General features: G+C 69.5%; 6 protein-coding genes. All 6 read right to left on the bottom strand.

All coding sequences use genetic code 11. The annotated features are described in order from the left end of the window. Positions 1-69: 69 nt before the first annotated feature. Positions 70-1,698 (bottom strand): glycoside hydrolase family 13 protein, encoded by a 1,629-nt coding sequence (locus tag QFZ58_RS32850; RefSeq protein WP_307128508.1) that lies wholly within the window; start codon positions 1,696-1,698, stop codon positions 70-72. A 269-nt stretch (positions 1,699-1,967) separates the two neighbouring features. After that, the gene (locus tag QFZ58_RS32845; protein ID WP_307128507.1) at positions 1,968-2,915 is read right to left on the bottom strand and encodes a carbohydrate ABC transporter permease; all 948 of its coding nucleotides are present in this window, start codon (positions 2,913-2,915) and stop codon (positions 1,968-1,970) included. Positions 2,916-2,929: 14 nt separating this feature from the next. Further along, positions 2,930-3,892, bottom strand: coding sequence for a carbohydrate ABC transporter permease (locus QFZ58_RS32840; RefSeq protein WP_307128506.1), 963 nt, complete (start codon positions 3,890-3,892; stop codon positions 2,930-2,932). Positions 3,893-3,981: 89 nt separating this feature from the next. Continuing rightward, the gene (locus QFZ58_RS32835; RefSeq protein ID WP_307128505.1) at positions 3,982-5,403 is read right to left on the bottom strand and encodes an extracellular solute-binding protein; all 1,422 of its coding nucleotides are present in this window, start codon (positions 5,401-5,403) and stop codon (positions 3,982-3,984) included. A gap of 410 nt (positions 5,404-5,813) precedes the next feature. Further along, entirely contained in the window at positions 5,814-10,103 is a 4,290-nt protein-coding gene (locus QFZ58_RS32830; protein ID WP_307128504.1) for a discoidin domain-containing protein, read from the bottom strand. 471 nt (positions 10,104-10,574) lie between these two features. Then, positions 10,575-11,837 carry a S8 family peptidase gene (locus tag QFZ58_RS32825; RefSeq protein WP_307128503.1) on the bottom strand — a complete coding sequence of 421 codons (1,263 nt, stop codon included), beginning with the start codon at positions 11,835-11,837 and terminating at the stop codon, positions 10,575-10,577. Positions 11,838-12,073: the final 236 nt, after the last annotated feature.

Below are 12,073 nucleotides of genomic sequence, written 5' to 3'. Positions count from 1 at the left end.
GCCCACCGCCGCCGGACCGGCGCCGGGGCGCGTCCCCCGGGGACCGGCCGGCCGGTCCCCGGGGCGGTGTCAGGCGCGCAGCCAGGCGGCGGTATCGGCCGGCAGGAGGCCCGCGCCGTCGAGCGGGGCGCTGGTGAGCAGGACGTCGGTGTGGGCGGGGAGCGGGGTCGGGGTGCCGGACAGGTTGACCACGCAGATCAGTCCGTGGTTCCTGGCGAAGGCCAGGACTCCGGGGTCCGAGGGCAGCCAGTCGAGCCGTCCCTGCGCCGTCTCCCCCGGGTCCGCGCCGAATCCGGGTTCGGCGCGGCGCAGTCCCAGCGCCTCGCGGTACAGGCTGAGCATCGACCCGGGGTCGGCGCTCTGTGTGTCGGCGGCGTACGAGGCCCAGGATCCGGGCTGCGGCAGCCAGGGTTCGACGGTGGATCCGAAGCCCGCGTACGGCTCCTGCCCGGACCAGGGCAGCGGCACCCGGCAACCGTCGCGCCCGGGGTCGATGCCGCCCGAGCGCGGGTGCATCGGGTCCTGGATCCGGTCGCGGGGGATGTCGGCCTCCGGCAGGCCCAGTTCCTCCCCCTGGTAGAGGTAGACGGCTCCCGGCAGCGCCAGCGAGAGCAGGGCGGCGGCACGGGCCCGGCGGGTGCCGAGTTCCAGGTCGGTGGGCGTGCCGAAGACCTTGGCGGCGAAGTCGAAACCGGTGTCCTCACGCCCGTAGCGGGTGACCGTGCGGGTCACGTCGTGGTTGCACAGCACCCAGGTGGCGGGGGCACCGACCGGTGCGTGCTCGGTGAGCGTGTCGTCGATGGCCGAGCGCAGTCGTCCGGCGTCCCAGGGGCAGGCCAGGAACGTGAAGTTGAAAGCGGTGTGCAGTTCATCGGGGCGCAGGTAGCGGGCGAAGCGCTCGGAGTCCGGCAGCCACACCTCGCCGACGAAGACGGCGTCGTACTCGTCGGCGATGGCACGCCAGGAGCGGTAGATCTCGTGGAGCTCGTCGCGGTCGACGTAGGGGTGCGGGTCGACGCCCGCGGTGAAGTCCGGCAGGGCCGGGTCCTTGGCGAGGAGGGCCGCCGAGTCGATCCGCACACCCGCCACGCCGCGCTCGAACCAGAAGCGCAGGACGTCCTCGTGCTCCCGGCGGACCGCGGGGTGCGCCCAGTTGAGGTCGGGTTGTTCGGGCGCGAACAGGTGGAGGTACCACTGGCCGTCGTCGAGCCTGGTCCAGGGGGTGCCGCCGAATTCGGACACCCAGTCGTTGGGCGGGATCTCCCCGTGTTCGCCCCGGCCGTCGCGGAAGTGGAAGAGGTCGCGCTCGGGGCTGCCGGGGGCGGCGGCCAGCGCGGCCCGGAACCAGCTGTGCCGGTCGGAGACGTGGTTGGGGACGATATCGATGATGGTGCGAAGGCCCAGCTCCCGGGCCTCGGCGATGAGCTTCTCCGCATCGGCGAGGTGGCCGAAGGCGGGGTCGATCGCCCGGTAGTCGGCCACGTCGTAGCCGCCGTCGGCGAGCGGTGAGAGGTACCAGGGGGTGAACCACAGGGCGTCCACGCCCAGGTCGACGAGGTAGGGCAGCCTGGCCCGTACTCCCGCGAGATCGCCGGTGCCGTCTCCGTCGCCGTCGGCGAAGCTGCGTACGTAGATCTGGTAGATGGCGGCGTCGCGCCACCAGGGTGCGGTGGCCTCGGTCGGACGGATGGCTGCCACGTGACGTTCCTTTCGGGCAGGCGGAGCTCCGCCGGCCGGCCCCGGAGGCGGGGCGGTGGGAGGGGCCGGCCGGCGGAGTGCTGGTGGGAGAGGGCTGTTCGGCGGCAGGACCGGGGTTGTCGTCCGGACCGGGCCGGGGGCGGGAGCGGGGTCCCGTGCCGTGTCGTGCAGACGGAGCGAGACGCACGGACCCGGCCCTGGCAACTGACGACGACGCTGCGAGGTGGGGTGCCAGGGCGGCGGGTCCGGCGTGATCCGGACGAGAGGCCCTACCCCTTGAGGCCCCCGGCGGTCAGCCCGCTCATGATGTTGCGCTGGAAGATCAGGAAGATCAGCAGTGTCGGGATCGACGCGATGGTGAGGGCGGCGATGAGGACGTTCTCCGGTACGCCGCTCGCCAGGGAGTAGATGCCGACGTTGAGGGTCTGCTTGCTCGGGTCCGGGAGGGTGAGCATCGGCCAGAGGAAGTCCTTCCACACCCCTACGACGGCGAAGATGGAGACGACGCCGAGGATCGGCCGGGAGATCGGCAGCACGACCGAGCGCAGGGTGCGCAGGGGTGAGGCACCGTCGATCGCGGCGGCGTCGAGCAGTTCGCGCGGTATCGAGTCGAAGAAGCGCTTGAGCAGGAAGATGTTGAAGGCGTTGGTGACGGACGGCAGCCAGATCGCCCAGGGCGAGTTGAGCAGATTGCGCTCGAAGATCGGCACGTCGAGCACGGTGAGGTACTGCGGGACGACGAGGACGGTCGCCGGGATCATGAGGGTGGCGAGCATCATGCCGAGGATGACCTTGCCCAGGACGGGCCGCAGCTTGGACAGTGAATAGGCTGCGGCGACGTCGAGGACCAGTTGGAAGGCCAGCGCGCCGAACGCGTAGTACAGCGTGTTGAGCAGCAGTCGCGCCAGGTCCATCACCTTCCACGCCTGGGAGTAGTTCTCCGTGTGGATCGAGGTGGGAAAGGCCGTGGGCGGGCTCTGTACGACTTCCTGGGTGGTCTTGAGGCCGCCGGTGACCATCCAGTACAGGGGGCCCAGGAAGGCGAGGGTGAAGACCGCCGTCACCAGGGCGAAGACGATCCAGTAGACGGCACGCCCCCGGGGGCGGCCGAGCTGGGCCGGCGAGATCAGGGTCCGCTGGCGGCCCGGGTCGGTGTCCCGGCGGCGGGCCGCGCGCCCGCCGGTCCTGCGCCGGGAGACAAGCGTGTTCGAGGTCATCGTCGTACTCCCGTCTAGTCTTCGCTGCTGCGGCTGAGCCGTACGTAGACCGCGGAGAAGCCCGCGAGCACGACGAGCAGGACGAGCCCGAGGGCGGCCGCGCTGCCGTAGTTGTTGAAGTTGAAGGCGTATTGGTAGATGAGGTAGACGACGGTCGTGGTGGAACCCTCGGGGCCGGCGCCGTTGGTGAGCAGGAAGGGCTCGGTGAAGACCTGCATCGTCGCGATGATCTGCATGAGCAGCAGCAGCGACAGGATGAGCCGGGTCTGCGGAATGGTGACGTGCCAGATCTTGCGCAGCAGTCCGGCCCCGTCGAGTTCGGCCGCCTCGTACAGCTCTCCGGGTATGCCCTGGAGGGCGGCGAGGTAGATGAGGGTGGCTCCGCCCATGTTCATCCAGGTGGACGCGATGACGACGGAGAGCATGGAGGTGCCGGGGTCCTGGAGCCACTGCTGGGCGGGCAGATGGAGGAATTCCAGGATGCGGTTGAACAGGCCGTAGCCGGGATCGTAGAAGTACTTGAAGAGCAGGACGGAGGCGACCGGCGGCAGCATGACGGGCAGATAGACCAGCAGCCGCAGATAGCCCTGGGCGTGCCGGAACTCGTTGAGTACGACGGCGACGACGAAGGGGACCGCGAAGCCCAGCAGGAGCGCCAGGACGGTGAAGAGCAGGGTGTTGCGCCATGCCTGCCAGAAGGCCGGGTCGTTGAACACGTAGGTGAGGTTGGACCACCCGGCCCACGTGGTGCGCCCGTCCTCGGTCTTCTGGAAGGCCAGGAAGAACTCCCTGACCATGGGATACCAGGAGAAGAACGAGAAGCAGAGCACCGCTCCGATCAGGAAGCCGTGCGCCGAGAGGTTGCGGCGCACGGCGCGCACGAACTCCTCGCGGGCCCGAGCCGGTCCGGCGGGGCTGTGGTGGTGGCCGGGCGGCGGTGCGCTCGCCTTCCCGGTGGACAGGGTGGGGGCCGACATGGTGTCTCCTCGGTGCCGGTGCGGTCGCTCTCGGGCGGACGGTCGGTCGGAGGCGGGGCCGGGCCTCCGGGCCCGGCCCGCGCATCCGTCTACTGGTTCGCCAGGACCTGGTTGACCTGCTGCTCGGCCGTGTCGAGCAGCTTGCCGATGTCGGCGTCCTCGTTGGTCAGGACAGCGGACATCGCGTTGTCGAGGACCTTGTAGATCTCCTGGGCCTTCGGCGGCTCGGGCTTGCCCTGGACGGGGTTGTCCATGAAGGCCTTGAAGTTCTCGACCGGCATCGTCGCGTTGGCGGCGCGGGCGGCGTCGTCCTTCGTCTTGCTCTCGCCCGTGAAGAAGTTCGGCTGCGGCAGGCCGACGGGCAGCAGGTCGGCCTTGGTGCGCGCCCAGTCGAACTGGCCCTTGCCGGGGGTGAGGTTCTTGAAGTTGAGCCAGGCGACGGCTGCCTTGATCTTGTCCGGCGAACTGCCCTTCTTGATCATGTAGTTGTTGCCGCCGAAGAGGGTGCCCTGCGCCCCGGGGATCGGGCCGAGTCCGAAGTTCTCGTACTTCGCGCCGAGCTGCTGGACCATGTACGCGATGTCGTCGGGGGCGGCGAGGAACATACCGAGCTTGTCGGTGGAGATCTGCTTCTGCAGGTCGCCCCACTTCAGCAGCTGGGTCTGCCCCATGCTGTCGTCCTCCCAGCGCATGTCGTGCAGTTGCTGGAGGACCTGCTTGCCCTTGTCGTCGTTGAAGGCGGCCTTCTTGCCACTGGCGTCCACCACGTCGCCGCCGAGGCCGTACTGCGTGGCGGTGAAGTGCCAGCCGCCGTTGTTGCCGGCGCTGTACTCGCCGAAGCCCGCGATGCCCTTGCCGAGGGCGGCGATCTTCTTGCTCGCCGCGCGGACCCCGTCCCAGGTCGCCGGCGGGGTGTCGGGGTCCAGACCGGCCTGCGTGAACAGCTTCCGGTTGATCATCAGGCCCATGGTGTAGTTGCTGGTCGGCAGGGCGTAGAGCTTGCCGTCCTTGCGCGCCACGTCGAGCACCTGCGGCTGGATGTCCTTCAGCGCCGGGACGGAGGTGCCGGTGACGTACGCGGAGATGTCCTCGGCCCCGTCGTTGTCCAGCACCTGCTGCAGGTCGGTGAAGTAGGCGTAGAAGACGTCCGGTTGGGACTTGCCCTTGAGCATCGCGGTGAAGCGCGGCGGTTCCAGGCACTGACCGGGCGTGGACTTCCCGTTGATGGTGACGTTCGGGTACTTCTTCTTGAACGCCTTGATGTCCTCGTTCCATTCGCGCAGCTCCGCGGCCTTCGCGGCCGGCGGCATGCAGTCGATCGTCAGCGTCACCCTGGTTTTCGGATCCAGCGGTGCCGACGGATCGGACGAGCCGCTGCCGGAGTCGTCGCCGCCGTCGCCGCTGCTGCTCGTGCCGCAGGCGGCAAGGACGGTCAGGGCGAGCGCGGCGGCAACGGCGGTCGCGGTGGCGCGGCCGGTGCGGCGAGTACGGCGGAACCCAGCACTTCTCATCGGTGGTCCCCTTCGGGCAAGAGCGTGGAAGGCCTCGGCCTGCTCTCTGCCGGGGCGCGGCACACTCAATCACCGACGACACTTGAACGCAATATCCCGCGCAGATTTCGTAAATGCTTGACAGTGCTCCGCATGTGACGAGTGGTCGCATGGAAGCGCTGTTGAGCCTTGAGTGGCCAGCCCCGCGGGGTCACGCCCTCTCGGCAGCCACCGGGGCCGCACAGTGGGCTTCAGGCGCACGGAGCGCCCCCGGTGGCACATCCGCCGCAAGGGGCGGACTTCTGCCCGCAAAGAGCACGCAGGGCACGCCGGGCACGGCGGGCGGGTGCAGCGGGCGAAGACGGAGGACACGGACGAGGTGCCTCCCGGCTGCCGGGAGACACCTCGCGCCGCATCGGCCGGCCTGCCCGCTACGGATTGATGTTGATCTTGAACGTGGAGGTGGTGTTCTTCACGTCCTGGGCGTTGCCGCTCAGCTCGAGGCCGTTGATCGTGACCTCACCGACCGGGGGACCTTGATTCGCCTCTGGCATCTCGTTGGCCCAGAGTCCGAAACCCGACTTCGCGTCGAACGCGTCGCCGCTCCTGCGCGCTCCGGAGATCGAGATGTCGGTGAGCACGGTGTCCTTGATCGGGAACTGGGGCTGCCCTCCGACGTAGTTGGTCTGGAACATGATCCCGCTGTACGTCGGGTCGACGATGTCCACGTGCGAGATCCGGATGCCCTGGAACACCTTGGACGCCGAGAACAGCCAGATCCCCGGAAACGTCTGGGTGCCCCAGAAATGTCCCCCGGCCCGTACGACCGAGACGTTCTCGACCGTGGTGGGCCCGGTACCGAAACCGTTCATCGCGTAGCCGAAGTCCAGCGAACTGACCGTGATCCCTGCGTAGACCAGGGTGTCGGCGATGTGGATGTTGCGGAAGGTGTTGTCGTACCCGCCGTACACGGCCACGCCCGCTGCCCGCCAGGTGAGGATCGACGTCAGGTTCTCGTACACGTTGTTCTTCATGTCCGCGCCACCGGCGTCGATGGCCGAGAAGAGCGCGAAACTGTCGTCACCGGTGGCCCGGGCCTCGTTGTTGGTGACGTGGTTGTCGGTGGATCCGTTGGTCATGTTGATGCCGTCGGCGAACATGTTGCGGATCCGGGAGTTCTTGATGGTGACGCCGTCGGTGTTGGCCCCCCAGTAGAGGCACACCATGTGTTCGTTCCAGATGTTGTCGATCACGATGTCCGTGACGTTCGAGAAGTCGAACACCTTGCCCGGTCCGTCGATCCGGGACGTGTAGTTCCCGAAGTACGCGAAGTTCGAGAACGACGAGCCCTTCGCACCGGCGTCCGCCCGGAACCCGATGTCGGTGTTGTCCTGGGTGGAGGGCGCACGGAACCGGGTGAACCAGGGTCCCGCGCCGGCGACCTTCACGGCCTTGCCGTAGACCTGGAACTTGCTGGAGGTGGAGTAGTCACCGGGCGGCAGGTAGACGCCCACGAGAGTGCCCGTGGTATCCATCCTGACCTTGTCCAGGGCGTTCTGGACGTCCTGGTGGGTGAAACCGGCGGGCACCGTGTACCGGGCCGGGTCCGGGTTGGCCACCTGCGAGACCTGCTCCAGGCTGACGAAGTCGATCGCGTAGGCGCTGGTGTCGGCCGCGTCCTTCTGCAGCCGGATCCTGCTGCCCGCCGGGACGCTCCTGCCCAGCATGACGTTGGCCTCGTCGTAGATGTGCCGGGGTGCGCCCGAGCCCGGAGAGTTGCCGGGGGCGGTCTCGTTCCCGTACAGCCAGGCATATTTCGAGGTGAGGTCGATGGCCTTGAGGAAGGTGCCGTCGACGTACAGGCTCAGCTTCGTGTCGATGCCGCCGCCCCCCGCGGAGTCCGGGACGGAGAACCGGGTGACCAGGGTGTTGGTGGTCGCTCTGGTGGTGAACTCCACGTAGTTGCCGGTGTTGTCGAGGGTGACCGCCTTACGGCCGGACGCCTCGCCCGCGATGTCGCCGACGGTCCTGTTGGGGCCGACGACCTTCGCACCGCCACCTGCCACGCCGTCCTCGGCCTCGTACATGTCGTACGGCATGTCGGCGCCGCGCCCGACGAAGAGCGATTCGGTGCGGGTGTTGTTCTCGCGCTTGACCGGCAGTTCGTTGGCGTCGTCGGCGAGCACCACCTTCACCGTGTACGAGCCGTTGGCGGCCGTCCAGGTGCCCAGCGGGACGGGTGGCGTCGTCGAGCCCGCCGCTACGGCGCCGCTGTGCGCGCCGGTGAGGGTCTTCACGGTGACGCCCCGGGCGTCGATCAGCTGCAGGGTGATGCCGTGACTGCCGCTCGCCGAGGCGACGGTGCCCTGGTTCCTGACGGCGACGGAGAAGGCCACGGTGTCGCCGTTCGCGGGTGCGGACGGGGAGGTGGTGACCGCGCTCGCGACGAGGTCGGAGCTGGAGACGGGCTTCACGACCAGCGGTGTGCTGCTGGCGTAGCGGTTGTCCGTCTCGTTCTGCTCGATGATCTCGTTCGCCGGGTCGACGACAGCGCCCAGCGGGTAACTGCCCGCCTCACGCGCGCCGATGCCGGCGCTCACCTGTGTGGACGCGCCCGCGGCGAGGGCGCCCACGGATGCGGTGGCGACCTTGGAGCCGCCCAGTTCGAAGTCGAGCTTGCCGGCGGGAGCGGCCACGGCTCCCGCGTTGCGCACGGTCGCCGACAGGGTGATGGCATCGGACTCCACCGGCGCGGCCGGGGACGCGCCGACCGCCGAGACCTGCAGGTCCGGGTTGGGGGCCGGTGCGCCCATCACCTGGAACTCGGCGACCTGACCGGCGCCGGATCCGGTGTTGGAGGTGAACTTCAGCTGGACGTCGGCGACCCTCGCCGTGACCGGGATCGTCACCGTGTTGCCGGCCGCAGGGCTGAACGCGTAGTCCCTGGCGGCGACCAGGCTCGTGAAGGAGGTGGCGTTCTGCCCCCGTCCCAGCACCTGGATGTTCTGGGTCCTCGCACCCCAGCTGCTGTCGGGACTGAGCTTGACGACGACGCTCTCGGTGTCGGCGTCGGCCCCCAGCTTCACGGTGAGGGTGTTCGGGTAGCTGCCGCCCGCGCCCTCCCAGTAGGTGGTGAGCGAGTTGTCGTTGGCGTTGGCCGCCACGAACGTGTGGACCACGGAGGAGGCGGTGATCGGCTTGGAGACGGCGAGGTTGGACGCGGCGCCCGTGGACCCGTTGCGCGTCACCGTGTTGCTCGCGCCGGACATGTTGCCCGCCGCGTCCTTGGCCCGCACGGTGTAGCTGACGGTGGCGGCGGCGGGCTGGGTGTCGGTGTAGGTGGTGACGTCGCCTGCCACAGTCCTGCGCAGCACGTTGTTGGCGTAGACGTCGTAGCCGACGACGCCCTTGTTGTCCGAGGATGCCTGCCAGGTCAGCCTGACCTGGCCGGTGGTCGGCTCGGTGAGGGCCAGGCCGGAGGGCGCGGTGGGCGCCTGTGTGTCACCGGAGTCGCCGGTGCGGGTGACGGTGTTGCTGTTGCCGGACTCGTTGCCCGCCGCGTCCCTGGCGCGCACGTAGTAGGAGACGCTCTCGCCGGCGGGCCGGGTGTCGGTGAAGGTGGTGACGTCACCGGCCACGCCGGTCAGCAGGGTGTTGTTGGCGTAGACGCCGTACCCGGTGACCCCGGTGTCGTCCGAGGACGGCTTCCAGGTCAGCGTGATCCGGCCGGTGGACGGCTCGGTGAGGGCCAGGCCGGAGGGCGCGGTGGGTGCCTGCGTGTCACCGGTCCCTGGGCCGTAGATCTCCAGCTCCGAGAGCTGGGCGGCCGGCTGGACGGAGTTGGCGGTGACGAGCACCCGCACGTAGCGGGTGGTCGTCGCGTCGAAGGAGATCGTCGCCGACTGCCCGCCCGCGGGGCTGAAGGCGTACGCCTTGGACGCCGTCAGGTCGCCGAACTCGGACCCGTCGGCGCTGCCCTGGATCTGCAGAGTCTGCGTCCGCTGCTCCCAGCCGTCGGGCAGCCGGAGCACGACCCGGTCGACCCGGACCGAGGAGCCGAGGTCCGCCTGGATCCACTGCGGGAGGTCGTTGTTCCCGCTCTCCCAGTAGCTGGCCCTGTTGCCGTCGTTGCCGTTGGCAACCACATACGTCTCGGTGTGACTGCTCGCCCTGAGTGTCCTGCCCGCGGCGAGGTTCGCGGACGACTCCCCCGCCGCCCGGACCTCCAGCTCGGAGAGCTGCGCGTTCTGCCACCCCGTGTTGGCCGTGACGTTCACCCGTACGAAGCGGGTCTGCGTGGCCGGGAAGGATATCTTCACCGCGTTGGAGGTGGCGGGGCCGAAGGTGTACGCGGCCGAGGTCTTGAGGGTGGAGAAGCTGGTGCCGTCGGCACTGCCCTGGAGCGAGAGCGTCTGCTGCCTGCTCTCCCAGCCCGCGGGAAGCCTGAGGGTCACCTCGTCGACCTTCGCGGCGGAACCGAGGTCGGTCTGCACCCACTGCGGCAACGTGCCCCCGGAGCCCTCCCAGTACGTCGACTGGCTGCCGTCCGTCACGTTCCGGGCGACGTACTCGGCCCCGGCACTGCTCGCCGTCGCGGTCCGGCCTGCGGCGATGTTGGGGCCGTCGGCCGCCGTGGCGGTGAACGACGGCCATCCGATCATCAGAAGACTGGTGGTGACCACGGCGGACAGGGTCCGCCATCTCCAGCGTTGGGCTCTCATAAGTCCCCGATCTTCGGCCTCGACGCGGAATGCGCCGAGAGCGCGGCTCATGTGGCACAACTCCGAGTCACACGTTTCTGCGTGAGAAGAGTTGTGTTTTGCGCTTCGGGGTCAGAGAGTTGCAGAGAACTGCGAGAGCGTCCACGGTTACGGCAGAAACAGGAACATGACTGCGCATCATGGCGCGCGCGTGAGGTGCGGGCGGCGAAAGGTGTTTACGGGCGCAGCTAGGAAAGCACCTCCATGAAAAGGCCCCGCAAAAGACGTTGGTATTTTGCAGCGTGCCGCAAGACGGTGGGAAGCGCCTGTACACGGCGTCGGCCGGACGGCACGGAGGGCGTGCACCGGGAAGGCGGCGCGGTGCGGCGCGGAATGGAGCGACGCGGCGAAGCCGGCCCACCGGTGGACGGGCACGGCAAGGAGCGGGGCCCGCAGCGCGGGCCCCGCTCTCGTGAAGCCGACTGCGGAGGCTCAGAGGCCGCCGGTGTACAGGAGCCGGTCGGGCGAGCCGGTGCCCAGGCCCGTCAGGACGTCCGGGGTCGCCTGCGCGGCGAGCCAGTCGGCGACCTGCTGGGACGTGGCGTCCGGGTTCCGCTCCTTGTAGAGAGCGGCGACACCCGCGACGTGCGGGCTGGCCATGGACGTGCCGCTCAGCTTCGTGGAACCGCCGCCGAGCTTGGCGGAGACGATGTCCAGGCCGGGGGCGTACGTCCACACGCACGTGCCCCAGTTGCTGAACACCGTCTGCCGGTCCTGCGAGTCGCTGGCACCCACGGCGACCACGCGGTCGGCCCGGGCCGGGGAGACGTCACAGGCGTCCTGGTTCTCGTTGCCCGCGGCGACGACGGGCAGGGTGCCCTGCTCCGCGAGCGCGTCGAACGCGTCGTCGACGGCCGAGGAGGCGGGCCCGCCGAGCGAGGCGTTGACCACGGCCGGCTGTTCGGCGTTCCGCGCGATCCAGTCGAGGCCGGCGATGATCCCGGCCCACGTACCCGAGCCCTCGCAGTTGAGGACCCGTACCGGCACGAGGGAGGCCGAGGAGGCGACGCCGTACGTCTCACCGGCCACGGTCCCCGCCACGTGCGTGCCGTGGCCGTTGCAGTCCTCACCGTCGCGGCCGTCGCCGACCACGTCGTACCCGGCTTCCACCCGGCCACCGAACTCGCTGTGCGCGGATTCGATGCCGGTGTCGAGGATGTAGGCGGTCACGCCCTGGCCCGTGCCGTCCACCTCGTACGCACCGTCCAGCGGCAGGTTCCGCTGGTCGATGCGGTCCTGGCCCCAGCTCCCGGCCGCCACCCGGTTCCGCGTCGCCGTCCTCGCCGTCGCCGCCCTCGCCGTCGCCGTCCTCGTCAGCGTCCTCGCCGTCACCGTCCTCGCCGTCCTCGTCACCGTCCTCGCCGCGGGTGGCGAGACGGAGGCCTCGCTGTTCTCCTCGACGGCCTGGACGCCCGCCGCGCCGCGCACCTGCTCCAGCTGGGCCGGGGTGAGCGAGGCCGCGAAGCCACGCAGGACCTTGCTGTAGGTGAACAGGGGGCTGACACCGAGCTGCTCAGCCATGGCATCCGGCGTCTGCTCGGCCGAGAGGGTGACGATGTACTGCCCGGGTACGGCCCGGTCGGACTTCTGGACGGGCACGAGTGTCTCGCCGGTGTCGGCCATGGCCGGGCCGGTGCCGATCACAGGGGCGATCAGCAGTAGGACCGCTGGGGCCCAGCGGGCGCGCAGGCGCATGCGTTCTCCCTCGAGGTGGATGAGCGGCTCGCGGACCGGGAGTCCGCGAGGTGCGAACACCTGACCTTTCGTCCACCTGCGGGGCGGGCCTGAGCCGTGTCAGCCGGACGGCGCAACGATCCGTCCGGGGGCAGGCCCATTCGGTCGGACCGTCGCCGCAGGCCGCCGCGCCGCGGGTTCGGACACTCGCCGCTCCGCCGCCTCCGTCGCAGGCAGCGGGCCGTCCAGGACAGTTC

This window comes from Streptomyces sp. B1I3, from assembly GCF_030816615.1.
In the GTDB taxonomy this organism is placed as follows: domain Bacteria; phylum Actinomycetota; class Actinomycetes; order Streptomycetales; family Streptomycetaceae; genus Streptomyces.
Note: the sequence above shows the minus strand (reverse complement) of the source record. Positions and strands in the feature narration are given on the sequence as shown.

Coding starts and splice junctions, on each gene's coding strand:
- QFZ58_RS32825 (WP_307128503.1), bottom strand. CDS start 11,837: ATGCGCCTGCGCGCCCGCTGGGCCCCAGCGGTCCTACTGCTGATCGCC.
- QFZ58_RS32845 (WP_307128507.1), bottom strand. CDS start 2,915: ATGACCTCGAACACGCTTGTCTCCCGGCGCAGGACCGGCGGGCGCGCG.
- QFZ58_RS32840 (WP_307128506.1), bottom strand. CDS start 3,892: ATGTCGGCCCCCACCCTGTCCACCGGGAAGGCGAGCGCACCGCCGCCC.
- QFZ58_RS32830 (WP_307128504.1), bottom strand. CDS start 10,103: ATGAGAGCCCAACGCTGGAGATGGCGGACCCTGTCCGCCGTGGTCACC.
- QFZ58_RS32835 (WP_307128505.1), bottom strand. CDS start 5,403: ATGAGAAGTGCTGGGTTCCGCCGTACTCGCCGCACCGGCCGCGCCACC.